This is a genomic window from Curtobacterium sp. MCJR17_055 (assembly GCF_003224335.1).
Taxonomy (GTDB): domain Bacteria; phylum Actinomycetota; class Actinomycetes; order Actinomycetales; family Microbacteriaceae; genus Curtobacterium.
Genome location: NZ_QKLF01000004.1, coordinates 261,436 through 286,418, shown reverse-complemented (window position 1 = coordinate 286,418; position 24,983 = coordinate 261,436). Strand labels below are relative to the sequence as shown.

The window sequence follows — 24,983 nt, the reverse complement described above, 5'->3', positions numbered from 1 at the left end:
GGGCGATCTTCCCAGCCGCCACCGACGGCCGACCGGTCGCGGGCATCAGGAGACCCCGACGCGGCCGGAGACCGCTGCACGGATGTGTCCCTGCACCGTGTCGGCGGGTTCCGCGGCGTCGACGACGAGGAACCGCTCGGGCTCCGCCCCCGCCATCGCGAGGAAGGCCGCGCGCACCGTCTCGTGGAACATCTCCGCTTCGGACTCAAGGCGGTCGAAGACGTCGCCGCGGGCCGCGGCGACCCGGGCCCGTCCGATGGACACGTCGACGTCGAGCAGCACGGTGAGGTCCGGCGTCAAGCCGTCGGCAGCCCAGTCCGAGACGGTCCGGATCTGCTCCGCACCGAGGCCGCGTGCGACGCCCTGGTAGGCCACCGAGGAGTCGATGTACCGGTCCTGGAGCACGACCGCACCACGGGCGAGTGCCGGACGCACGACGGTCTCGACGTGGTGCGCTCGGTCGGCCGCGTACAGCAGTGCCTCGGCGCGCGGGGCGACGTGACCACGCTCGTGCAGCACGATCTCGCGGATGCGCTGCCCGAGGGGCGTTCCGCCCGGCTCCCGCGTCCGGACGACCTCCAGGCCGTGGTCCACGAGCCACTGCTCGAGGCGCTCGGCCTGGGTGGTCTTGCCGGCGCCGTCGCCACCCTCGAGGGTGATGAACCACCCGCGGGCGGCGACGGGCGACGGTCCGGACACGGCGGCGTCCGGCGTCACTTCTTCTTGGCGGGGGCGCGTCGGGCGGGGGCCTTCTTCTTGACCGGACCCTTCGCGCGCTTGTCGGCGAGGAGCTGGACCGCGCGCTCGAAATCGACCGCCTCGACCTCCTCGCCGCGCGGGATCGTCGCGTTCGTCTCACCGTCGGTGACGTACGGACCGAAACGGCCGTCCTTCACCTTGATCGGCTTGCCGGACACCGGGTCGGCGTCGAACTCCTTCAGCGCCGCGCTGGCGGCACGCTTGGCGCCGTACTTCGGCTGCGCGAACAACTCGAGGGCGCCGGGTAGATCGACGTCGAAGATCGCGTCCTCGCTCGGGAGCGTCCGGGTGTCCGTGCCCTTCTTGAGGTACGGACCGTAGCGGCCGTTCTGCGCCGTGATCTCCTCGCCGGACTCCGGGTCCGTGCCGACCGTGCGGGGCAGGTCGAGGAGCTTGAGCGCGGTCTCGAGGTCGACGGTCTGCGGGTCCATCGACTTGAACAGGGACGCCGTGCGCTCCTTCGGGGCTGCTGCCGCCTTCTTCGTCGTCTTCTTCGCCGCCGGGGTCTTCCCCTTGGCCGCCGTCTTCGTCGCGGTGGTCTTCGTGGTGGTCGTCGTCGTCGTGGTGGCTTCCGCTGCCGCCGACGGGTCCGACTCGGCCGTCGCCGGCAGGACCTCGCCCGTCGCCGGGTCGACCGTCGGCTCGGGCTCCGGGGTGCGCTCGGTCACGTACGGACCGAAGCGGCCGTCCTTGGCGAGGACCTCCTTGCCGGTCTCCGGGTTGATGCCGACGACCCGGTCACCGATCACGGGTGCCTCGACGAGCTCCCGCGCCTTCTCGAGCGTGAGTTCGTCGGGGGCGATGTCCTCGGGGACGTTCACCCGCCGCGGCTTCTCGGGGTCGTCGCTCGGCGTCTCGATGTACGGGCCGTACCGACCGATGCGGAGGGTCAGTCCCGGTGCGAGTTCGACCGAGTTGATCTCGCGGGCGTCGATCTCCCCGAGGTTGTCGATGACCGTCCGGAGGCCGCGCTGGTCGTCGCCGCCGAAGTAGAAGCCCTTGAGCCAGTCGACCCGGTCCTCGTCACCGCTCGCGATGCGGTCGAGGTCGCTCTCCATCTCGGCGGTGAAGTCGTACTGCACGAGGTCGCCGAAGTACTCCTCGAGGAGTCGGACGACGCTGAACGCGATCCAGTTCGGCACGAGGGCCGTTCCACGCTGCGTGACGTACCCGCGGTCCATGATCGTGGAGATGATCGCGGCGTAGGTCGAGGGACGGCCGATGCCGAGCTCCTCGAGCGTCTTCACCAGGCTCGCCTCGGTGTAACGGGGCGGTGCCGAGGTGTCGTGCCCCTTGGCGGCGACGTCGTGGACGCCGAGGTGGTCGCCCTCGGTCATCTGCGGCAGCTTGGCGTCGTCGGCGGAGTCCCCCGCGGCGCGCTCCTCGTCACGACCTTCCTCGTAGGCGTTGAGGAACCCGCGGAAGGTGATGACCGTGCCGGACGCGGTGAACTCCACGTCGGTGCCGGACGCCGTGGACGCCAGGCCCTCCACCGGTTCGGTCGAGGTGATGCCGAGCACGACGGACGCGGTCGACCCCTTGGCGTCCGCCATCTGCGAGGCGACGGTGCGCTTCCAGATGAGGTCGTACAGCCGGAGGTCGTTGCCGCGCAGGACGCCCTCCATCTGGGATGGCGTCTTGAAGGTGTCACCCGCGGGCCGGATGGCCTCGTGCGCCTCCTGCGCGTTCTTGCTCTTGCCGGCGTACGAGCGCGGCTTCGCCGGGACGGAGTCGGCACCGTAGAGCGCGGTCGCCTGCTTCCGCGCCGCCGAGACCGCCTGCTGCGAGAGCGAGGCGGAGTCGGTACGCATGTAGGTGATGTGACCGTTCTCGTACAGGCCCTGCGCGACGCTCATCGTCTGCCGCGCGGAGAAGCGGAGCTTGCGTGCCGCCTCCTGCTGCAGGGTCGACGTCGTGAACGGCGCGGCTGGTCGGCGGGTGTACGGCTTCGACTCGACGCTGCGGACGACCGCGTCGCCGGCGCGCTCGAGGACCGCGGAGAGCGCACTCGCCGACGTCTCGTCGAGCCGGACGACGTCGGACGTGGTCGCGCCGCGGTCGTCGAAGTCGCGTCCGGAGGCGACGCGCTTCCCGTGGATCCGGGCGAGGCGTGCGGTGAACGTCCCGTCGTCGGCCTTCTCGAACCGGGCGGTCAGGTCCCAGTAGTTCGCCGAGACGAAGGCCAAGCGCTCGCGCTCCCGGTCGACCACGAGTCGGGTCGCGGCCGACTGCACGCGGCCGGCGGACAGGCCCGGGCCGACCTTGCGCCACAGGACCGGCGAGACCTCGTACCCGTAGAGACGGTCGAGGATCCGACGGGTCTCCTGCGCATCGACGAGCGCGGTGTCGAGTTCCCGCGTGGCTTCCTGCGCGCGCTGGATCGCTTCCTTGGTGATCTCGTGGAAGACCATGCGCTTGACGGGCACCTTGGGCTTCAGGACCTGCAGCAGGTGCCACGCGATGGCCTCGCCCTCGCGGTCTTCATCTGTTGCGAGGTAGAGCTCGTCGGCGTCCTTCAAGGCGCGCTTGAGGTCGGCGACGGTCTTCTTCTTGGCATCGGAGACGACGTAGTACGGCTCGAACCCGTTGTCGACGTCGACCGAGAACTTGCCGAGGGAGCCCTTCTTGAGCTCGGCGGGCAGGTTCTTGGGCTCGACGAGGTCGCGGATGTGTCCGACGGACGCCTGGACTTCGTATCCGTCGCCGAGGTATTGCGCGATCGTCTTGGCCTTCGCGGGGCTCTCGACGATCACGAGCTTCTTCGTGCCTGGCACGTGTCTCCTTGATCGATGGTGCTGGTCAGCCGACGGACGTCGTGGATGCGTCCGGGTCGACCGGGAACTCGGTGACCGGCGGGCCGACAGGCACACCATACACACTCCGGTGGGGATGCCCGGCGGAGCCGGAGGTGGTCCGCGACCTCCGGCTGGACGACACGGCCGGTGTCCGTCGCCCCGGCCGAGGCGTCTGCGCCGCCGTGCGGTCCGGCGACCGCCACGGCCCCGACGGACAGCGGCCCGGACCCGACCACGACGGCGACACGCGCGACGGCCCCGGTGACGGAGCAGGTGCGGACGTCGGCCCGGACGGCCCGGGCGGAGCGGCGAGCAGCAGCGCACGGCGGGCCCGGCGCCAGTCCGACCGTCGCGGCCGCTGCGCTGAGTGCCGCGGTGTCCGCTGCCCCCTGCGCCCGAGCCGATGCGACGCGGAGGCCGGCGGCGGCGAGCGCCGACACGACGACGAGCGAGACGGCAGCGAGGACCGCGACGAGCACGACCGCCACCGATCCTCCGTCGTCTGCCCGCCCGGCGACCGACGGTCGAGACCGAACGGACAGGTACGCCGCTCCGCCCGACCGGGCACCGGGAGCGATCCGGATCGGCCGGGTCACGACGGGCCGCCGCCGTCGGGCCCGTCTTCGGCCAGCCCGTCCGCGACGTGGTCACCCAGGTCGTGCTCGGCCGGGTCACGCTCGTCGACCGAGCAGGCGCTCTCCCGCAGCACGAGCGCCGCGAACGGACCGCTCCCCGCGGCCCGCCCGGCGTGCACACAGACCAAGCCCTGTGTGTGGTCGATGCGGAACGACCCGGCTCCCGCCGTCCGGAGCGCCCGGCGGCCCGCGTCGTCGTCGCCGCGTCCGAACGCCCGGGCGGCCGTGACCGCGGCGGCCTGCAGACGGCCCTGCGCGTCGACGACCCGCACGCCGCCGATTCCCGCGGCCAGGACGGCGGCGACGACCGGTAGCGCGACGGCGAACTCGACGGTGACCGATCCGCGTTCGTCTGCTGGTGGGCGGGTTCGCCGCGGACTCACGGCGTGAGCGCGGTGCGGACGAGTTCGGTGAGCAGGACCTGTACCTCGCCGGACCGCATCACCGCGACCAGGACGCCGGCGAAGGCCACGGCCGCCAAGATGACCACCGCGTACTCCGCCGTGGCGGACCCGTCGTCGTCCCGCAGCCGCGTCCTCCGACGCTCCGGTCGCGCCTCCGCCGGCGGCAGGTCCGCACTCGGGATGTCCTTCTCCATGTGGTGTCCTTCCTTCTGTCTTGTCTCGTGTGTCCGATCCGGGCCCGTCGGTCCCGGCCGGACGGTCTCGGCCCCGCGGTTGCTGGACCAGCGGGCCCTGGTCCGAGTCTCGGCGAGGCGCCGGTCGTGCGATCGGCACCCGCGACCGTCCGTGGAGGGGTCAGCCGAAGGCACCCGATGTGGAGGAGAGGATGCCCACGACCACGGGCACCACCCCCACCAGTACGAACGCCGGCAGGATGCACACCCCGAGCGGCAGCACGAGCCGTACCCCCAGCCGCTCGGCGCGCGCGAGACCCTCGGCAGCGGCGTCCGCCCGCCGGTCGAGGGCGCACGCGCGGAGGAGCCCGGCGGCCGGGACCCCGGCTCGTCCGGCGAGCGCCAGGGTCTCCGCGAGCCGGTCACGGTCCGGCTGCGGCCAGGCCCGATCGGCGAACACGGCGTCGACGCTGGCGCCGGCGTCGGTCCAGGCGCCACCGCCGGAGAGCGCCACGGCCCAGACGTCGAGCAGCAGCCCCGGCATCGGCTCGTTCTCCGCAGCGGAGGCCACGAGTCGCTGCGTCCACCGGTGCGCGACCGCGACGAGCACCACCGCCGTGACCAGGCAGACCGAGCCGACAGGGCTGCCCACCAGGACGCCGACCGAGTCGACACCCCAGGCCCACCCGAGCAGCGCCCCGAAGACCGGGAGCGTCAACACGACCCGTGTGCTCGCGCGCGGACCGGCGAGCGCGGTGCGGATCGACCGCGCCGTCTGTTCGGCATCGCGCAGGGACACTGCGAGCGCCCGGAGTGTCGGTGCCACCGGCGCTCCCGTCCGGGCCGCGACGGCGAGCACCCCCTCGACGTCCCGCTCGGTCGAGGGGTCCCACGACCCGCGACCGCCGCCCGCCGGGCCACGTCCTCGTACCGTCCTGCGGGATGGACGGGTCCGGCGTCGGACCAGTCCCGCCCGTCCCCGGCGCGGCTCCGGTTGGCCAGTGGCCGGGTACGACCGCCTCTGGGTCGGTGCGGCTGCCGCCGCGGTCACGAGCGCCCACGCCCGCGGCGGTGGGACGCCGGCAGCGACCAGCACGGCGACGCGGTCCAGCGTCCGTGCGAGGTCCAGCGGTCGGCCGAGGGGATCGGTCCTCGGTCCGGCGCGATCACCGGTCCGCGCGCGGGGCGTCGTCACGAGCCGTCACGGGGACGTCGGTGCGCCCCGCCTGTCCTCCGGCGGCACTGCTCGTCGTCGACCCGCCGCGCATCACGTCGAGCGTCGCCCGCGGGTCGGGAGCCACTGCGGGGCGCCGACGAGCCGCAACCGTCGATCCGGGCCGGCCCGCCCGTCCTCGCGCCCTCAGGTGCCGCCACCCGGTCCCCGCTGCTCGACACGACCCGGCTCGGCGCGCCCCGGCTCGACGCCGCCCGGCTCAGCACGGCCTCGACGTCGGCGACCACCAACCGTCCGGCGCGGTCGACGTGCATCCGGCCCACCGCTGCCAACCGCCGCACCCCGTGCCGGCGCTCCACGTGCAGCACCAGGTCGAACGCACTCGCCGCCTGTCGCGCGAGCGACTCGGGTCCGAGCCCGGCCAGCGCACCGAGCGCTTCGAGTCGCGCGGCGACGTCGTCGAGGCCGTTCGCATGCACGGTCCCCGCGCCCCCGTCGTGCCCGGTGTTGAGGGCCGACGTGAGCTCCCGGACCTCGGCGCCCCGGCACTCCCCCACGACGATCCGGTCTGGTCGCATCCGGAGCGCTTCGCGGAGCAGTCGACCGAGACCCAGCTCGCCGGCGCCCTCCGCGTTCGCCTGCCGGGCCTCGAGCGCGACGACGTGCGGGTGGTCGACCCGGAGTTCGGCGACGTCCTCCACCGTGATGATGCGTTCGCGGGCCGGCACCTGCGCGAGCATCGCTGCGAGGAGCGTGGTCTTCCCGCTCCCGGTGGCCCCCGTCACGAGCACGTTCTGCCGTTCGTGCACGGCCCGCTCGACGAGCCGGCGCGGCACCCGCTCGAAGAACCCTCGGTCGGCCAGGCGGTCGATCGTGGGTCGCTCGTCGCGTGGCAGCCGGACGGAGATCGCCGTCCCGTGCACGGACACCGGAGCGAGCACCGCGTGCACACGGATCCCGTCTCCGTGCCGGACGTCGGCGCAGGGTGTGGTCTCGTCGACGTGCCGTCCGCCGCGGGCGACCAGGGCACGGGCGAGGTCGCGGGCGCGGTCCTCCGGCAGGACGAGTCCCGGCACGACGACCAACCCGGCGCCCCGGTCGGTCCAGACGCCCCGTCCGCCCAGGACCAGTACGTCCGTCACGCGGTCGTCGGCGACCAGGGGCGCGAGCTCCTCGAAGTCGACCAACGACGCGGCACGCCGCCGATGGTGAGGAGGCGGAGACCCGGGCAGGAACGGAGCGCGATGGCGGTGCATGGCGCGACGGTACGGCCGCGCTTCAGGTGATCCGCGCCTCCCGGCCGGACCGGTGGACAGCCCTGCCCGACGTCACGACCGTGAGCGATTTGTACCCCGACGATCGCCTTCGTACCCCGTTCCGGATGTCCGGGTGCTGCAGCGATCCGGCGCCGAGGTCGCGGGTCCGCCGAAGGGCGGACCGGGACGAGTGGGTCCCGATGAGCGCGACGAGACCGGCGTGGGGCGCGGGGCTGGGCCGACCGGTCTGTCCACGTCGGCCGCGTCCTGCTGCCGATCGGCGGCGTCGCGCCCGTTCCGTCCGACGCACGCCCGTGCGGTCCAGCCGGGAAGAAGAAGAGGCGGCACCTGTTGGGGGGAACGGGTGCCGCCTGGACACCGGGGTGATTGGGGGGAATCGTGACCGGTGCCACCGGGAACGAGCCCGGCAGGGAACACTGTACCCCACGAAGGGGATGCGCCGACACTCCTGGACGCGGAACGCGAGGACCTGCGCGGATCGACTGTCCCGCTGCGCGCCGGCAGGTCCGCGGTGACGGGCCGGACCGCAGGACGGCGCTCGCTGCCGGCACCGGGCCGGGTCCTCCGCCGGGAGCGCGGTCGGGAGTAGTCTCCGACTGCGCCCGGTCGTCGTCTGCCTCGGTGGTCCGACCGCGTCCCGGGCGGACGAGACGAAAGGACATCGATGACGATTCCGCAGCAGGCCGCTCCACAGCAGGCCGACACCTCCGACGACGCGACGACGTTCCCACCGTCGCCCGAGTTCGTCGCGGACGCCGTCGCCGACCAGGGCCTCCACGACGCCGCGAGCGCCGACCGGGTGGCGTTCTGGGCGGAGCAGTCCCGAGCCCTGCTCAACTGGCGGACGCCCTTCACGACGACGCTCGACTGGTCCGGGGCACCGTTCGCCCGGTGGTTCGCGGACGGGGAGCTCAACGTCGCCGAGAACTGCCTCGACCGGCACGTCCGCGCCGGCAACGGCGACCGCGTCGCGATCCACTTCGAGGGCGCGAACGGCGACACCCGCACCGTCACCTACGCCGAGCTGACGGCGGACGTGCAGCGCGCGGCGAACATGCTGCAGGGTCTCGGCGTCGGGCGTGGTGACCGTGTCGTCGTGTACCTCCCCCTCATCCCGGAGGCCGTCGTCACGATGCTCGCGATCGCCCGGCTCGGCGCGATCCACTCCGTCGTCTTCGGCGGCTTCAGCGCCGAGAGCCTCCGCGCCCGGATCGAGGACGCCGGCGCGAAGGTCGTCGTGACCGCGGACGGCGGATGGCGTCGCGGTGCCGTCTCCCCGCTCAAGCCCGCCGTGGACGAGGCCCTGCAGGGCGAGGGCACGGGCAGCGTCGAGCACGTGCTCGTCGTGCAGCGCGGCGGCAACGAGATCGCCTGGACCGACCGCGACCGGTGGTGGCACGACGAGTTCGCCGCCGCCGCTCCCGATCACGAGGCGCAGGCCTTCCCCGCCGAGACGCCCCTGTTCATCCTGTACACCTCGGGCACGACCGGGAAGCCGAAGGGCATCGTGCACACCTCCGGCGGGTACCTCACCCAGGCGGCCTACACGCACCGGAACGTCTTCGACATGCACCCGGAGAAGGACGTCTACTGGTGCACGGCCGACATCGGCTGGATCACCGGTCACACGTACGTCGTCTACGGTCCCCTCGCGAACGGCGTGACGCAGGTCCTGTACGAGGGCACGCCGGACGAGCCACAGCCCGGTCGCTGGTGGGACATCGTGGACGCGTACGGGGTCACGGTCCTCTACACGGCACCGACCGCGGTCCGCGCCGCGATGAAGGCCGGTCGTCAGATCCCGGAAGCACGCAGCCTCGAGTCGCTCCGGCTGCTGGGCAGCGTCGGCGAGCCGATCAACCCCGAGGCGTGGCAGTGGTACCGGCAGGTCATCGGCCACGACCGGACCCCGATCGTCGACACGTGGTGGCAGACGGAGACCGGCGCGATCATGATCTCGGCGCTGCCCGGCGTGACGAAGCTCAAGCCCGGCGCGGCACAGACCCCGCTGCCGGGGATCGTCACCGAGATCGTGGACGAGGACGGCACCCCCGTGGGTCCCGGCGGCAGCGGCTACCTCACCGTCACCGAGCCGTGGCCGTCGATGGCGCGCGGCATCTGGGGCGACGACGACCGCTTCGTCGAGACGTACTGGTCACGGTTCCCGGGCCGCTACTTCGCCGGCGACGGCGCCCGGCTCGACGGCCAGGGCGACATCTGGGTGCAGGGACGCGTCGACGACGTGATGAACGTCTCCGGGCACCGACTGTCCACCGCGGAGATCGAGTCCGCGCTCGTCGGACACGAGGGAGTCGCCGAAGCAGCGGTCGTCGGTGCCGCCGACGAGACGACCGGGCAGGCCGTCGTCGCGTTCGTGATCCTCACCGCCGAGGCGGCCGAGGGCGTCGACCGCGAGGCCTCCGCCGCCGAGCTGCGCTCCTGGGTCGGCAAGCGGATCGGCCCGATCGCGAAGCCCCGTCAGGTCGTCATCGTCCCGGAGCTGCCGAAGACGCGGTCCGGCAAGATCATGCGCCGCCTCCTCCGCGACGCGGCCGAGGGGCGTCGCATCGGCGACACGACGACGCTGGCCGACCCGACGATCATGGCGACCATCGCGGACCTGATGTAGCCGGGCGGACGCAGGAAGGGCCTCCCGTCACACCGGCCGGGAGGCCCTTCCTGCGTCCCACGGACGCGTCGCGTCCGTGGGTGGTCAGACCGTCAGCTCGACGACCAGCTCGACCTCGACCGGTGCGTCCAGCGGCAGGACCGCGACGCCGACCGCGCTGCGCGCGTGGACGCCGGCTTCGCCGAACACGTCGCCGACGAGCTGCGACGCTCCGTTCGCGACCGCCGGCTGCCCGGTGAACGAGGGGTCGGAGGCCACGAAGACCGTCACCTTGACGACCCGGGCGACCCGGTCGAGCGACCCGGCGACGCTCTGCACCGCGGCGAGGGCGTTGAGCGCCGCCACCCGGGCCTGCGCCGTCGCCGTCTCGGCGTCGACCGCTGACCCGACCTTGCCCGTCACCGGCAGGGCGCCGTCGACGAACGGCAGCTGCCCAGCGGTGAAGACGTGTGCGCCGGAGACGACGGCGGGGACGTACGCGGCGACGGGAGCCGCGACCTCCGGCACCGTGATGCCGAGCTCGGTCAGGCGCTCGGCGACGCTCATGCCTCGGCCTTCGGACGCTTCAGGTAGGCGACGAGCCCGCCCTCCGGGCCGGTGACGACCTGGACCAGTTCCCAGCCCTGCTCACCGAAGTTGTTGAGGATGGCGGTGGTGTTGTGGATGATCAACGGGGTCGTGAGGTATTCCCAGCGGCTCATGCGGTTCCTTGCCAGCTTTCCAGTCCGAGGTGTCGTTTAGGCTGCATCCTATGTCTGCCCAGAAGACGTCTGCCCGCCGGACCAAGCCCGTCTCCGCAGTCGGCGCCTTCGTCGGTTTCGTCGGTTTCAGCGCACTCGCCGGCCTGCTCGTCACCATCGGTGTCACGCCGGCGATCGCGGTCGCCGGTGTCACGACGACCTCGACGATCGGCGTCTTCGAGTCGCTGCCCGAGTACATCGAGCTCGGCGACCTGCCCCAGCGCAACGAGGTGCTGGCGTACTCGGGCGGCAAGCCGACCCACCTGGCGACGGTCTACGACCAGAACCGCCAGGAGCTGAAGTACGACCAGATCAGCGAGAACCTCAAGAACGCCGCGATCGACGGTGAGGACAAGCGCTTCTGGCACCACGGCGGCGTCGACATGACCTCGCTCGTCCGCGCCGGTGTCGGCACCGTCGCCGGGGGTGGCCTCGGCGACTCCGGCGGTGGGTCGACGCTCACCATGCAGCTCGTCCGCAACATCAAGATGCAGCAGGCACTCGAGCTCCCCACGCAGGAGCAGCGGATCAAGGCCTACAACGAGGCGACCAAGGTCTCCGTCTCCCGCAAGCTCGAGGAGATGAAGCTCGCGATCGGGCTGGCGAAGAAGTACCCGAAGAAGGACATCCTCACCGGCTACCTGAACATCGCCTACTTCGGTGACCAGACGTACGGCGTCCAGGCCGCGGCGCAGCACTACTTCGGCAAGAGCGCCACCGACCTCACCGCCGCCGAGGCCGCCTCGATCCTGGCGATCGTGCAGTCGCCGAACACGCGCAACCTGTCCGACCCGAAGTACTACGAAGCGAACGTCGCCCGGCGTGACGTGATCTTGAAGTCGATGTACGCCCAGAAGCACATCAACACCAAGGACTTCAAGGAGGCCATCGCCTCCAAGCCCGCCGACTACGTGCACCTGACCGACCCGACCCAGGGCTGCAAGGCCGCCGCCGGCAACGGATCCCAGTTCTTCTGCGACTACGCGGTGCAGGTCGTCAAGGAGATGTCCCAGCTCGGCTCGACCCAGAAGGCACGCGACGCCGCCTGGCGCAACGGCGGCTACACGATCCAGACCACGCTGAACCTCGACCTCAACAACGCGCAGAAGGACCTGATCAACGCCTACGCGCCGAACACCGAGGCCCGGCTCGCCCTGGGCGGGGTCCTGAACTCGGTGGAAGCCGACACCGGCCGCGTGCTCACGATGGTCCAGAACAAGAACTACAACCAGCTCGCGGGCTGCGGAACCGAGGGCGCCGACCCGAACGCCTGCGCTCCGGCGACCGACACGGGGATCAACTACAGCGTCGACGAGCGGTACGGCGGCGGTGAGGGCTTCCAGACCGGGTCGACGTTCAAGCCGTTCACGCTCCTCAACTGGCTGCAGAACGGCCACGGCCTCGGCGAGATCGTGAACGGTACTCCCCGACCGTTCCCGAGCTTCAACCAGTGCGGCAGCCCCGTCGGAGTGACGTACACGCCCAAGAACGACGCCCCCGGTGAGGGCGGCAACATGACCGTCGAGAACGCGACCTACCGCTCGGTGAACGTCTCCTACGTGAACATGGCGCAGAAGCTCGACTACTGCGACATCCGCAAGACCGCGGAGTCGCTCGGCGTGCACCTCGCCGCCCCGCGCGAGACCTCGGCCGAGTTCGCGGACGACACCTCGAAGAAGACGACGACCTCGGTCCGGACGAACGCGTCGTTCGTGCTGGGCACGAACTACATCGCGCCGCTCACCATGGCGGCGGCCTACGCCGGCATCGCGAACAACGGCACGTTCTGCCGTCCCATCGCGATCGACAACGTGACGAACGCGGACGGCAAGTCCCTCGGCGGCCAGGAGAAGGACTGCACGCAGGCCATCGACCCGCAGGTCGCGGCGACGGCCATCTACGCGCTGAAGAAGGTCATGACCATCGGCACCGCTCCCGGTGCTCGGACCGCGGACGGCTTCGACGAGTTCGGCAAGACCGGTACGACTGACGAGGCCGACCAGATCTGGCTCGTCGGGGCCACCACGAAGGTCGCGACCGCCGCGTGGTTGGGCAACACCGTCGGCAAGCAGAACCTCCGCTACGTCTACGGCCCGAACGGCGCCTACGCCGGCTCCCGCACGGCACTGTGGCGCCAGGCGCAGACGATCGTGAACACGCAGTACCCGGGTGGTCAGTTCGCCGACCCGTCGCCCGCCGCAATCCGCGGCAACAGCGTCGCGGTGCCGAACGTCCAGGGTCAGACCCCGGAGGCGGCTCGCGCAGCGATCGCAGCGGCCGGCCTGACCTACGTGGACGGCGGCGTCCAGGCCGGCGGCGGTACGCCGGGCACGGTCCTCTCGACCAACCCGGCAGCCGGGCTGCAGCTCTCCAAGGGGTCGAGCGTGACCGTGTACACGACCGACGGTTCACAGACCGCCATCCCCGAGGTGACCGGCAAGCAGATCGGCGACGCGCAGGACGCCCTCGCCGACGCCGGGTTCACGAACGTCTCCGTGTCGAAGGACTACCCCAAGGGGAACGGCGACAACGAGTGCCTCGTGGCCGCGGTCGACCCCGGCCAGGGCACGGCGGTGTCGAAGGACACCGGGATCACCCTGTCCGTGTACGGCAACAAGAACGGCAAGTCGCCGAAGGGCTGCCGGTGACCCGAGCGCGTGGTGCCCTCGGCGTCCTCGCCGCGGGCGCCGCGCTCGGAGTCGCCTCCGCCGCCTGGGGCTCCCTCGTGGAGCGCCGCGCGTACACCCTCCGGTGGGAGACCGTCCCGGTGCTGCCGGTCGGCTCCCGGGACGTCACCGTCCTGCACCTGTCCGACATCCACATGGCCCCGTGGCAGGCGGACAAGCAGCAGTGGATCCGCGACCTCAGCCTGGTCGAGCCGGACTTCATCGTGAACACCGGCGACAACCTCGGCCACGCGACCGCGAACGCCGCCGTCGAGTACGCCCTCGAGCCGTTCCGCGGGATCCCGGGCGCCTTCGTCTACGGGTCGAACGACTTCTTCGCACCGTCACCCCGCAACCCCGCGCAGTACCTCGCCGGGCCGAGCACCATGCGGGCCCATGCCGAGCCGGCGAAGCTCGACGTGGACCGCCAGACGGCCTTCTTCGAGTCCCTCGGGTGGCTGGACCTCAACGACCACGCCCGCGCCGTCGAGATCCGCGGGTCACGCTTCGAGCTCTTCGGCACGTCGGACGCACACCGCGACTGGGACCGGCTCGACCTCCTGCCGGCGAACGTCGACGAGATGCGCTCCGAGGTGCCGTGGTCGGAGGACGAGAGCGGCCCCTCCCCCGTCTCCATCGGCATCACGCACGCGCCCTACCGTCGCGTCCTGGACGCCTTCGTGACACAGGGCGCGGACATCGTCTTCGCCGGGCACACGCACGGCGGCCAGGTGGCCGTCCCGGGCGTCGGCGCGCTCGTGACGAACTCGGACCTGCCGCGCCGGTACGCGAGCGGCCTGCACCAGTGGCAGAACCGCACGCACTGGTCCTGGTTGAACGTCTCGGCCGGACTCGGGACCTCGATCTACGCGCCCGTGCGGTTCGCCGTCCGGCCGGAGGCGGTCGTCGTCACGCTGACGGCCCGGACCTGACCGCTCCCCCGTCGATCGCGACGCGCCCGGCTGACACCGCGTGGTCGTGAGCACCCCCGATCATCGGATAGACTTCTGGGGTTGCTCCGGGAACGGAGTGATCACACCGCGGGGTGTGGCGCAGCTTGGTAGCGCGCGTCGTTCGGGACGACGAGGTCGCAGGTTCAAATCCTGTCACCCCGACACACAAGGCCCCGGCTTCTCAGGAAGCCGGGGCCTTCGCCGTTCCCGGAGTTCTCCGGCGCCGCCGGACTTCGTCGGCACAACAGGAACCGGCCCGAACCACGGGAGTCCGTGGTTCGGGCCGGTTCCTGTTGTGCACGTCCAGAACGCGCCACGCAAGCCCGCGTCGCGCAAGCCGGCGTCGTGCGGACGGTCCAAGCTGCGCGCTGACGCGCACCCGGTCCGCGCGGCGTCAGGCGACGGCGACGCCCGGCCGGACGAGCCGCCCCTCGGCGTGCAGCCCCGCCACGACCTCGAGCGCCTGGTGCCGGTAGCGTGCCTGCGCGGCCCCGGGAGCGACGATCACCCCGTCGGCGCCGGTCGACTCGACCAACTCGTTGATCTTCGCCGCGACCTGGTCGCGGGAGCCGTACGCCTGACGTTCCGTCCGGGCGGCGATGAACCGTCGCTCGAGGTCGGAGAACTCGTACGCGCGCGCCTCCTCCATCGAGACCGGCTCGGGCTTCGCGCCCTGACGCATGCGGATGAACGAGATCATCCCGGGCGCGCTCTGCTCGTCCACGACGGCCGGGTCCTCGTCGGTGACGACCTGCACGCCGATCAACGCGAGCGGCTCGGAACGGAAACGCGAGGGTCGGAACGCCTGGTGGTACAGCGCGAGCACCGCCTCCGTGTTGTCGGACGCGAAGTGGTGCGCGAAGGCGAACGGGATCCCCAGCGCCCCGGCGACCTGTGCACTGTAGCCCGACGACCCGAGCAGCCAGAACTCCGGGACGTCGCCGTAACCGGGCACGGCACGGATGCGGGCGAGCGGGTTCGACTCCTCCATACCGGTGAAGAAGCCGACCAGGTCGGCCAGCTGCTGCGGGAAGTCGTCGACGTCGAGCCGGTCCGTCCGCCGGAGGGCCATCGCGGTCGCCCCGTCCGTCCCGGGCGCGCGGCCGATGCCGAGGTCGACGCGGTCGCCGTACAGCGCTCGGAGGGTGCCGAACTGCTCCGCGATGACGAGCGGGGCGTGGTTCGGCAGCATGACGCCACCGGAACCGATGCGAATCGTGGAGGTCGCGGCACCAACGGCGCTCAGCAAGACCGCCGGCGCGGACGAGGTGATGCCCGGCATGCCGTGGTGTTCCGCGACCCAGAAGCGCTCGTAGCCAAGCTGTTCGGCCCGGACGGCCATGTCGATCGAGCCCTGCAGGGCCTCGGTGTTCGACTGCCCGTACTCGCGCGTCGCGAGGTCGAGGACGGAAAGGTGCAGGGGTGCGTCACTCATGTCCACACCAACGCGCCGCGTCGCGCGCCCATTCCGGGACACGTGTTGGATGGGAGGCCCGGGATCGGTCCGGTCTGCGCCTCCTGTCCGGACCGGGCTCTCCTGTCCGGACCGGGCTCAGTGTCCGGTCTCGCCGTCCAACCGGCCGCCGGACTCGGTGAGGTAGCAGTTGGCGCAGAGTGACTCGTACTCGACGTCGACGCCGTCGATCGCGACCTGTGACCCGTCGAACACGAACCGGCCGTCGACTTTCCGGGCGTTGAACACGGCCTTGCGCCCGCAGCGGCAGATGGTCTTGAGTTCCTCGAGGGAGTGCGCGACTTCGAGGAGGCGACGGCTGCCGGGGAACGCCTCGGTGCGGAAGTCGGTGCGGATGCCGTACGCGAGGACGGGGATCTCGTCGAGGACGGCGATCCGGAGCAGGTCGTCGACCTGCCGGGGCGTGAGGAACTGCGCCTCGTCCACGAGCACACAGCTGACCGGCCGGACCATGCCGTCGAGTGCTGCCGACTCCGGATCGGTCGCGCCCGCCTCGGCCACCGCAGCACGGACGTCCGCCTCGGCGGGGAGCACGACGTCCACGGTCCGCGTCACACCGAGCCGCGAGACGATCTCGCGGTCGCCCTTGGTGTCGACGCTGGGCTTGGCGAGCAGGACGCGCTGGCCGCGCTCCTCGTAGTTGTACGCGGCCTGCAGGAGCCCGGTGCTCTTGCCGCTGTTCATCGCGCCGAAGCGGAAGTAGAGCTTGGCCACTACGCGAGGAACCCGTCCTCCGCCGCGCGACGGATGAGGTCGGACTTCTTCGACGCCGGACGGCCGACCTTCGCGTACTTCTCACGGACACGGCGGAGGTACGTCTTGGCGGTCTCGTACTGCACGTTCATCTGCGCCGCGACCTCGTTCGTCGAGTAGCCCGACACGTACAGGCGGAGCGCTTCCTCCTCGCCGTGGCTGAGCTTCGGACGCTGGTGGGCGCTCGCCCCCGTCGGCAGCGGACGCCATTCGCGCTGTGCCGGCGTCTCGCGCGCCACGCCCATCACCTCACGCGCGATGTCCATCACCTCGCGCATCGGCAGGGACTTCGAGAGGAACGCCGCCGCACCGGCTGCGAGGGAGCGGTCGCGGGACTCGCGGGCGTCGACGCTCGACAGGACGATCACCTTCGCCCCGGCTGCTCGGCACGTGCGGACGCGGGCCTCGATCGACACCGGCTCCTTGAGCTGGAAGTCGAGGAACACCAGGTCGGTCGGGAAGCTGTCGCTGTGCACCATCTCGAGCCAGGTGTGTGCGGTGAGGGCCAGGTCGAAGTCGAAGGCGTTCACCGCGATCCAGCTCGACAGGCTGTCGAGCAGGACCTCGTGGTCGTCGAGGATGGCCAAACGCACCCGGCGGGAACCCGGGGCCGGCATGGCGGGACCGCCCTCCGGGAACCGGGTCGGGTCAGTGCTGGTCATACGAGAACCTTAATGTCAGGGACGATGGTCGGACGGCGACGTCGAGGTCCGGGAACGTCACGCGGAGCACGGCGACGTACGGATCGAACGCCCGGTGGATGCCGACGTCGGAGTCGGCCACGGCGACGTCGAAGGTCATCGTGACCGCGCTGCCCGCAGCCGACGGGTCGGGAGGCGCGACCGTCACCCGGACGCCGGCCGGGTCGACGGTGTCGGCCGCGAGCACCACGCGCACGAAGGTCCGGACGACGGTCCGCTGGTCGGCGTCCATCGCCGCAGCGAGGCCGAGCGGGTCGACGACGGTGGCGGCGGGGTCCCCCGCGATGCGCACGGCGTACTCCAACCACGTGCGGTCCGCCTCGGCGACCATGACCTGCCGGATGCCGTCGGCGATGGCCCGTGCCCGCGCCCGGTCCGCGTCCGTCAGCGTCGTCCGCGTGCGGAGCTCGGCGAAGAAGGGGGCGACGTCCCGCGCGAGGATCGTCGACCGGTCCTGCTGCACGCTCGACGTGATGCCGTCGCGTTCGGCACGTTCCACCGAGTACGACCCCGCACGGATCTGCACGCGCTCCGCCAGACCGGCGAAGGTGTGGGCGAACACGGCCGACGCGGCGGTGAGGACGAGGGTCGGAGCGGCAGCCAGGAACGCCGCGACCGGCACCGGGACGCCCGCAGGGTGCACGAACGCGACCGCCCCACCGGTGGCGGCCCCCACGACGGCGAGGGCGAGACCGCCCGCGACGAGGTCCGTCCACGGACGGTACGGGGCGACGACCACGATGCCGATCGCACCGAGCAGCACCATGAAGTCGTTCACGAGCGACCGGTCGGGACCCCACTGCGCGGCCGCCGCGGTCACGGTCGCGAGCGCGAGCAGTGCGACGTGGGCGACGAACGCCCACCGGGTGAAGGGCGCCCGGAACGGACTGGAGGCGCTGAACACGACGACCGCGGAGGCGGCGAGCAACAGGACGGTCAGGGCGCTCAACGTCGGCGCGCCGACCACGTCCCGGTCGAGGATCGACACCAGGGAGGCCCAGAGCACGCCGCCGGCGCCGAGGACGACCGCGAGCGGTCGGGACCCCATCGCGCCGAGCGGGTCGTACTGCTGCGCGGTCCGTCGTCCCGGACCGCGGCGCGTGGTGCGGCTCACGAGGCCCGCTCCACGTCGTCGTGCGGTCGGAGGGGCACGGGAGCGTTCGCCGACCCGTACGGCACGCTCATCATGACGCTCGTCCCCGACCCGGGCGAGGACCACACCTGCACGTCCCCGCCGACCCGGCCGATGCGCTCGCGGACCGAGTTGCGGAGCCCCATGCGGTCGGCTCCGGTGGCCTGTTCGTCGAACCCGCGCCCGTCGTCCACGACCATCACGGTGCACGCCAGGCCGTCGTCGAAGACGCTGACCTCGGCCGCGTCGGTGCCGGCGTGCTTGCGGACGTTCGTCAGGCACTGGGCGACCGCACGGAGCACCGCGGTCATCGCCTGTGGGTCGAGCCGGGCGACCGACACCGGGTCACCGGTCACGGTGATCTGCAACCCCGTGGACCGTTGCTCGTCGAGCATGCGGTCGAAGGCCGCGACCGCGACCGTGGTCGTGTCGTCGGCGCCGTCGTCCGCCGCCGGACCGTCCGCCGCGAGCCAGGCACGCCCGGTGAGCATCGCGACGTCCGCCTCCATCGTCTGCACGAGGTGCTCGTCCATCGGACCGGCCGGCGCCAACGCGATCGCGTTGAGGTGGTTCAGGACGGTGTCGTGCAGGATCGCCGCGGCTTCGGCCTCGATCCCCGCCCGGTACGCCGTCACGTGCTCTTCGCGGGCCGACCGCAGCAGCTCGGGTTGGATGCGCTCGGACCGCCTGGTCGACCGGTTCACCGCCACCACGAGACCGATGACGAACCCGAGCGTCACCCACGCGAGCACGAGCGGGTGGTCGGGGCCGCCGGCCTGTGCGGCGACGACCGACGTCACGACCCGGCCCACGACGAAGCCGGACACCGACCAGAGCACCACGCGGAGCGTCCCGCTGCCGGTGCCGCCGATGAGCACGAGCGGCACGACGACCAGGGAGAGCAGGTACGAGGTGACCCACGGGACCCCGGCGAGTTCGCGTTGCACGACGGTCGCGAACCAGTACGCGCAGATCCCCCCGACGACGAGGAACGCAGCCGCCGACCGCCAGGTGCCGACGTGGACGTGCACACCGATCATCACGAGCATGGGGACCACGGCGAGCACCGCGCCGAGGACGTGGTCCGTCGGAGCGTCGACGCGGTAGAGCAGCAGCAGGAGCGCAGCGGCGACGAGGGACCCGATCGCGGCTGCGTGGAAGGCGCGCACGGTCGACCACGCGTTCACCCGTGGCGCGAGATGCGTGGGGATGCCGAGCACCGGGGCTGTCCTTCCGTGCGGTCGAGGGGACACGGAGCACTCGGACTCCGAGTGCTCACCGCCGCGTCAGACCGTGGGGTGGTCCGTCAGCGGCGGGGGCGCCGTCTTCGATCCAACCACGATGGGTGCTGGTGTGTACCCCGATCAGATCGCCAGGCGGCGGACTCGTCCATGGTAACGGCGACCACCGACGGGCCACTGTCCCCCGGAAGCGGGATCGACGATCAGAAGAGACGCGGTTCCGCCGTGCGGACCGCACCCGTCTCGCGGACCGCACCCGTCGGACGGGTCGCCTCCGTCAGCCGGGTCGGGCCCGTCGGCCGACCCGCCCCCGCCGAGGCCGGGGCAGAAGCGGCCACACCGGGGGCCCCGGCGCCCGGGCCGAGCCCGTTCGACGGCCGGTACTCGGCGCGGTGGGCGTACCCGGGGTCCGCGCGCTTGAGCGGCGACTGGTCCGACGTCCGGGGCACGGCGTCGTCCGAGAACCCCATCGATCCGGTCGCCGGGTCGACCTTCCCCAGGGACAGGCCGTGCTCGTGCAGGATCGGCCGGACCCGCTCGGCCAACCAGCGCCGGTAGTCCTTCGGCGCGTACGTGTTGTCGAGGTACATGGCCCGGTAGCGCCCCACGAGGTCGGGGTGCGTCCGGCCCAGCCACTCGTACCACCACGGCTTGATGCCGGGCTTGAGGTGCAGCGCCGAGTACATCAGGCTCGTCGCACCGGAGGCAGCCGCGCGCCCGACCGCGTCCTGCAGGTGCGCCCGCGTGTCCGTGATGTACGGCAGGACCGGCATGAGGAACACCGAGCAGTCGAGCCCGGCGTCGCGGACCGCCCGTACCGTGGCCAGGCGTGCAGAGGTCGTCGGGGTGCCGGGCTCGACGGACTGCTGCAGGTCGTCGTCGTACACCGCGATGGACATCGCGATGTCGACCGGGACGGACTTCGCGGCTTCGACCAGGAGCGGGATGTCCCGTCGGAGCAGACTGCCCTTGGTGAGGATGCTGAAGGGCGTGCCGGAGTCGGCCAGGGCGCGGATGATCCCGGGCATGAGCCGGTACCGTCCCTCTGCGCGCTGGTACGGGTCGGTGTTCGTGCCGAGGGCGACCGGGTGCCGGTCCCAGCTCGGCTTCGCGAGTTCCCGAGTGAGCACGTCGGCGACGTTCGTCTTCACGACGATCTGCTGGTCGAAGTCCGCCCCGCCGTCGAACTCCAGGTAGGTGTGGGTCGGACGGGCGAAGCAGTACACGCAGGCATGACTGCAGCCGCGGTAGGGGTTGATCGTCCACCCCCACGTGCCGCCGTCCGCTCCCCCGACCTTGTTCAGCGCGGACTTCGCCAGGACCTCGTGGAAGGTCACCCCGACGAACTCAGGGGTCGTCACGCTCCGGACGAACCCGCTGTTCGACTCGAGTCCGGGGAGCATGTCGCTCCGCTCGGCCGTGATCGCCTGCCCGTCCCAACGCATGCTCCCATTCGAACACATGTTCGAACGAGGTGCAAGGAGGGGGACGTCAGCGGTGCAGGCCCAGCACCGCCGCCGTACGGTCCAGCGTGGCGCTCGCCAGGGCCGCGTCGTCGCCGAGGTCCTGACCGTACGTCGGCACCATCTCACGCACCGACGCCTGCCAGCCGTCCCACCGGTCCGGGAAGCACCGCTGCAGCAGCCCGAGCATGATCGGGACCGCGGTGGACGCTCCCGGGGAGGCACCGAGCAGGCCGGCGATCGACCCGTCCCCGGACGTGATGACCTGCGTGCCGAACTGCAGGACACCGCCCTTCTCGGGGTCCGGCTTGATGACCTGCACCCGCTGCCCCGCGGTGATGCGGTGCCAGTGCTCCGGCCGCGCGCTCGGCATGAACTCGCGGAGCGCGTCGAACTTCGTGCGCTTCGAGGCCAGGAGCTGCCCGACCAGGTACTTCACCAGGTCGAAGTTGGAGAACGCGACCGCGAGCATCGGACGGAGGTTGTGCGGGCGGATCGACGTGAACAGGTCGAGCACCGACCCCTGCTTGAGGAACTTCGGGCTGAACCCCGCGTACGGTCCGAACATGAGCGACGCCTGCCCGTCGACGATGCGGGTGTCCAGGTGCGGCACCGACATCGGCGGAGCCCCCACGCTCGCCTTGCCGTAGACCTTCGCCGCGTGCTTCTGCACCACCTCCGGGTCGTCGGTGCGCAGGAACTCGCCGGACACCGGGAAGCCGCCGTAGCCGCGGATCTCCGGGATGCCGGACTTCTGCAGCAGCTGCAGCGCCCCGCCGCCGGCACCGACGAACACGAACTTCGCCGCGATGCGCTGCTTCGAGCGACCGACCTCGTTGCGGACGTCGAGCACCCAGCCGTCGGAGACCTTCGAGCGGGCGATCTTCGTCACGCGGTGCGACGGTTCGAACTGCAGGCCGTCGATCTCGAGCTGGTCGAAGAGCTGCCGGGTGAGGGACCCGAAGTCGACGTCGGAGCCCGCCGCCGAGTACGTCGCCGCGATCGGCTGGTCCTTCTTGCGCCCCGGGATGAGGGCCGGTGCCCACTTCCGGATCTGCTCGGCGTCCTCGCTGTACTCGAGCCCGGCGAAGAGCGGGTGGTCCTTCATGGCGTCGTAGCGCGCGCGCATGTACGCGACGTTGTCCGCGCCCCACACGAAGGAGATGTGCGGCGTCGGGTTGATGAAGCTCGTCGGGTCGGGCAACGTCCCGTCCTCGACCAGGTGCGACCAGAACTGCCGGGACACCTGGAACTGCTCGTTGACCGTCACGGCCTTCGCGATGTCCACGCGGCCGTCGGGGAGCTCGGGCGTGTAGTTGAGCTCGCAGAGCGCCGAGTGGCCCGTCCCGGCGTTGTTCCACGGGTTGGAGGACTCCTGCGCCGCGCTGCCCAGCCGCTCGTACACGCGGATCGTCCAGTCCGGCTCGAGCCGGTGGATGATCGCGGCGAGCGTGGCGCTCATGATCCCTCCGCCGACGAGGACGACATCGATGGGGTCCACCTGCTTCACTGCCACCCGTCGAGCCTACCGCCGCTGCCTGTCCGACGACGGGAGGCGCGGTACCAGCCGGCACCGTCCCTCCAGGCACGGCCGTCGCGCCGTTGGCGCGTCCCGCCGGTACCGGCCGGCGGGGCCCACCTCCCGTCCGTCGTGCGGCCGTCGGGTCAGACGGTGACCGTCCGCTTGGCGACCACCGTCTCGGCGATCTGGACCGCGTTGAGCGCGGCGCCCTTCCGGAGGTTGTCGTTGCTGACGAAGAGCGCCAGGCCGCGTCCCTCGGGCGCGGACTGGTCGGCACGGATGCGTCCGACGAAGGACGGGTCCTGCCCGGCCGCCTGCAGCGGCGTCGGGACGTCGGAGAGCTCGACGCCGGGGGCGGCGGCGAGCACCTCGGTCGCGCGCTCCGGCGACAGCGGACGGTCGAACTCGGCGTTCACCGAGATCGAGTGGCCGGTGAACACGGGGACACGGACGCAGGTGCCGGCGACCAGCAGGTCCGGCAGGTCGAGGATCTTCCGGCTCTCGTTGCGGAGCTTCTTCTCCTCGTCGGTCTCGCCCTCGCCGTCCTCGACGATGCTGCCCGCGAGCGGGACCACGTCGAAGGCGATCGGCCGGACGTACTTCGCCGGTTCCGGGAAGGTGACGGCGGACCCGTCGTGGGTCAGCGCCGCGGTGTCCTGCTCGAGCGCCGCGCGGGCCTGGCCGAGCAGTTCCTCGACCCCGGCCAGGCCACTGCCGGACACGGCCTGGTACGTCGTGGCGACGAGGCGACGGAGGCCGGCCTCGGTGTCGAGCACCTTGAGGACCGGCATGATCGCCATCGTCGTGCAGTTCGGGTTGGCGATGATGCCCTTCTCGGCGTCGTCGATCGCCTCCGGGTTCACCTCGCTGACCACGAGCGGGACCTGCGGGTCCATCCGCCACGCGCTGGAGTTGTCGATGACCAGGGCGCCGGCGGCGGCGAAGCGCGGGGCGAGGGAGCGCGATGCGGTCGCGCCCGCGGAGAACAGGGCGATGTCGATGCCGGACGGGTCGGCCGTCTCGGAGTCCTCGACGACGATCTCTTCGCCGCGGAAGGGCAGCGTCGTGCCGGCCGAACGGGCGCTGGCGAAGAACCGGACCGTGGTGGCCGGGAAGTCGCGCTCCTCGAGCAGCCGACGCATCACGGCGCCGACCTGTCCGGTGGCGCCGACGACGGCGACGGTGAGCTGGGTGTCGGTCATGGTCGTGCTCCTGCTCGGTTCAGCGGCCGGTGCCGGCGTAGACGACGGCCTCGTTGTCGGCGTCCAGCCCGAACGCCTCGTGCACGACGCGCATCGCCTCGTTGAGGGTGTCGGCACGGGTCACGACCGAGATGCGGATCTCGGAGGTCGAGATCATCTCGATGTTGATGGACGCGTCGTGCAGGGCCCGGAAGAGCTGCGCCGAGACACCCGCGTTGGTCCGCATGCCGGCACCGACCAGTGCGAGCTTGCCGATCTGGTCGTCGTACTGGATGCCCTCGTACCCGATGTCGGACTTGGACACCTCGAGCGCGGTGAGGACGCTCTGCCCCTGGTCCTTCGGCAGCGTGAACGAGATGTCGGTCCGCCCCGTCGAGGCCGCCGACACGTTCTGCACGATCATGTCGATGTTCGCCCCGGCGCGCGCCACGATCGTGAAGATCTCGGCTGCCTTCCCGGGCTGGTCGGGCACCCCGACGACGGTGATCTTGCCCTCGGAGAGGTCTCCGGCGATGCCGGTGATGATCGGTTCTTCCACGGTTTCCCCCTCGGCAGGGTTGTAGACGATGGTGCCCTCGACGTTGCTGAACGAGGAACGGACGTGCAGGGTGACGCCGTGCCGTCGGGCGTACTCGACGGCGCGGATGTAGAGGACCTTCGCGCCGGACGCCGCGAGCTCGAGCATCTCCTCGGTCGTGACGCGGTCGATCTTCCGGGCCTTCGGGACGATCCGCGGATCGGCGGTGAAGATGCCGTCGACGTCGGTGTAGATCTCGCAGACGTCGGCGTCGAGCGCGGCGGCGAGGGCGACGGCGGTCGTGTCCGAACCACCGCGTCCGAGCGTCGTGATCTCACCGGTGGTCCGGTTGAAGCCCTGGAAGCCCGCGACGATCGCGACGTGGCCGGCGTCGAGCGCCTCACGCACCCGCTTCGGCGTGACGTCCACGATGCGGGCCTTGCCGTGCTGCGCGTCGGTGAGCATGCCCGCCTGGCTGCCCGTGTACGACGAGGCCTCGACGCCGAGGCTCTTGATCGCCATCGCCAGGAGCGCCATCGAGATGCGCTCGCCCGCGGTCAGGAGCATGTCGAGCTCCCGCCCGGCCGGGATCGGGGTGACCTCGTGCGCCAGGTCGACGAGTTCGTCGGTGGTGTCCCCCATCGCGGACACCGCCACGACGACGTCGTTGCCGGCCTTCTTCGTCTCGACGATGCGCTTCGCGACGCGCTTGATGCTCTCGGCATCCGCGACGGACGAACCACCGAACTTCTGCACGATCAAGGCCACGGGCA

The 24,983-nt window shown here is 71.5% G+C and carries 20 protein-coding genes and 1 tRNA gene; 4 read left to right on the top strand and 17 right to left on the bottom strand.

The genetic code is table 11. From position 1 onward, the window contains the following. Positions 1-45: 45 nt before the first annotated feature. From tmk to DEJ16_RS11120, 6 genes are all read right to left on the bottom strand, one after another. Positions 46-717, bottom strand: a complete 672-nt coding sequence (gene tmk / locus DEJ16_RS11150; protein WP_258365936.1) for a dTMP kinase — start codon at positions 715-717, stop codon at positions 46-48. Further along, complete coding sequence (topA, locus tag DEJ16_RS11145) at positions 714-3,533, bottom strand: type I DNA topoisomerase (RefSeq protein WP_110824584.1); 2,820 nt, start codon at positions 3,531-3,533, stop codon at positions 714-716. The genes tmk and topA overlap by 4 nt, the downstream gene beginning before the upstream one ends. Positions 3,534-4,146: 613 nt before the next feature. Further along, the gene (locus DEJ16_RS11135; RefSeq protein ID WP_110824586.1) at positions 4,147-4,572 is read right to left on the bottom strand and encodes a TadE/TadG family type IV pilus assembly protein; all 426 of its coding nucleotides are present in this window, start codon (positions 4,570-4,572) and stop codon (positions 4,147-4,149) included. Next, positions 4,569-4,787, bottom strand: a complete 219-nt coding sequence (locus DEJ16_RS11130) for a DUF4244 domain-containing protein (protein ID WP_110824587.1) — start codon at positions 4,785-4,787, stop codon at positions 4,569-4,571. The genes DEJ16_RS11135 and DEJ16_RS11130 overlap by 4 nt, the downstream gene beginning before the upstream one ends. A 160-nt stretch (positions 4,788-4,947) precedes the next feature. Then, entirely contained in the window at positions 4,948-5,592 is a 645-nt protein-coding gene (locus DEJ16_RS11125) for a type II secretion system F family protein (protein ID WP_146232867.1), read from the bottom strand. Between the two features lie 365 nt (positions 5,593-5,957). After that, positions 5,958-7,196: a CpaF family protein gene (locus DEJ16_RS11120; RefSeq protein WP_110824589.1), complete on the bottom strand. Its 1,239-nt coding sequence runs from the start codon at positions 7,194-7,196 to the stop codon at positions 5,958-5,960. Between the two features lie 685 nt (positions 7,197-7,881). Between DEJ16_RS11120 and acs the strand changes: the two genes are divergently transcribed. Continuing rightward, entirely contained in the window at positions 7,882-9,846 is a 1,965-nt protein-coding gene (gene acs / locus DEJ16_RS11115) for an acetate--CoA ligase (protein WP_110824590.1), read from the top strand. Between the two features lie 84 nt (positions 9,847-9,930). Here the strand turns inward: acs and DEJ16_RS11110 are convergent, their stop codons facing one another. Then, a complete protein-coding gene (locus DEJ16_RS11110) occupies positions 9,931-10,392 on the bottom strand; it encodes a RidA family protein (protein ID WP_110824591.1) in 462 nt (153 codons plus the stop codon). Further along, a complete protein-coding gene (locus DEJ16_RS15790; protein ID WP_181419563.1) occupies positions 10,389-10,547 on the bottom strand; it encodes a hypothetical protein in 159 nt (52 codons plus the stop codon). Before DEJ16_RS15790 ends, DEJ16_RS11110 begins: the two co-directional genes overlap by 4 nt. Before the next feature lie 50 nt (positions 10,548-10,597). Between DEJ16_RS15790 and DEJ16_RS11105 the strand changes: the two genes are divergently transcribed. From DEJ16_RS11105 to DEJ16_RS11095, 3 genes are all read left to right on the top strand, one after another. Further along, positions 10,598-13,234: a transglycosylase domain-containing protein gene (locus DEJ16_RS11105; protein WP_110824592.1), complete on the top strand. Its 2,637-nt coding sequence runs from the start codon at positions 10,598-10,600 to the stop codon at positions 13,232-13,234. Then, on the top strand, positions 13,231-14,184 hold the full coding sequence (locus DEJ16_RS11100; protein ID WP_110824593.1) for a metallophosphoesterase: 954 nt from the start codon (positions 13,231-13,233) through the stop codon (positions 14,182-14,184). Before DEJ16_RS11105 ends, DEJ16_RS11100 begins: the two co-directional genes overlap by 4 nt. A gap of 109 nt (positions 14,185-14,293) precedes the next feature. Further along, positions 14,294-14,367: transfer RNA gene (locus tag DEJ16_RS11095), tRNA-Pro, on the top strand. Between the two features lie 232 nt (positions 14,368-14,599). On the opposite strand, the gene DEJ16_RS11090 is transcribed toward DEJ16_RS11095, so the two are convergent. The 9 genes from DEJ16_RS11090 to DEJ16_RS11050 form a co-directional block, all read right to left on the bottom strand. Further along, positions 14,600-15,640, bottom strand: coding sequence for an LLM class flavin-dependent oxidoreductase (locus DEJ16_RS11090; RefSeq protein WP_110824829.1), 1,041 nt, complete (start codon positions 15,638-15,640; stop codon positions 14,600-14,602). A gap of 117 nt (positions 15,641-15,757) precedes the next feature. Continuing rightward, on the bottom strand, positions 15,758-16,393 hold the full coding sequence (locus DEJ16_RS11085) for a thymidine kinase (protein WP_110824594.1): 636 nt from the start codon (positions 16,391-16,393) through the stop codon (positions 15,758-15,760). Beyond that, positions 16,393-17,094: a response regulator gene (locus DEJ16_RS11080; RefSeq protein WP_258365935.1), complete on the bottom strand. Its 702-nt coding sequence runs from the start codon at positions 17,092-17,094 to the stop codon at positions 16,393-16,395. Before DEJ16_RS11080 ends, DEJ16_RS11085 begins: the two co-directional genes overlap by 1 nt. Continuing rightward, positions 17,081-18,247: a hypothetical protein gene (locus DEJ16_RS11075; RefSeq protein WP_110824595.1), complete on the bottom strand. Its 1,167-nt coding sequence runs from the start codon at positions 18,245-18,247 to the stop codon at positions 17,081-17,083. The genes DEJ16_RS11080 and DEJ16_RS11075 overlap by 14 nt, the downstream gene beginning before the upstream one ends. After that, positions 18,244-19,485, bottom strand: coding sequence for a sensor histidine kinase (locus tag DEJ16_RS11070; protein WP_110824596.1), 1,242 nt, complete (start codon positions 19,483-19,485; stop codon positions 18,244-18,246). Before DEJ16_RS11070 ends, DEJ16_RS11075 begins: the two co-directional genes overlap by 4 nt. 224 nt (positions 19,486-19,709) lie before the next feature. Then, the gene (locus tag DEJ16_RS11065) at positions 19,710-20,951 is read right to left on the bottom strand and encodes an Rv2578c family radical SAM protein (protein WP_110824597.1); all 1,242 of its coding nucleotides are present in this window, start codon (positions 20,949-20,951) and stop codon (positions 19,710-19,712) included. A gap of 46 nt (positions 20,952-20,997) precedes the next feature. Then, positions 20,998-22,485 carry a malate:quinone oxidoreductase gene (locus DEJ16_RS11060; protein WP_110824598.1) on the bottom strand — a complete coding sequence of 496 codons (1,488 nt, stop codon included), beginning with the start codon at positions 22,483-22,485 and terminating at the stop codon, positions 20,998-21,000. Positions 22,486-22,634: 149 nt separating this feature from the next. Beyond that, positions 22,635-23,693 (bottom strand): aspartate-semialdehyde dehydrogenase, encoded by a 1,059-nt coding sequence (locus DEJ16_RS11055; protein WP_110824599.1) that lies wholly within the window; start codon positions 23,691-23,693, stop codon positions 22,635-22,637. Positions 23,694-23,712: 19 nt separating this feature from the next. Then, a complete protein-coding gene (locus tag DEJ16_RS11050) occupies positions 23,713-24,978 on the bottom strand; it encodes an aspartate kinase (protein WP_110824600.1) in 1,266 nt (421 codons plus the stop codon). Between the last annotated feature and the right edge of the window lie 5 nt (positions 24,979-24,983).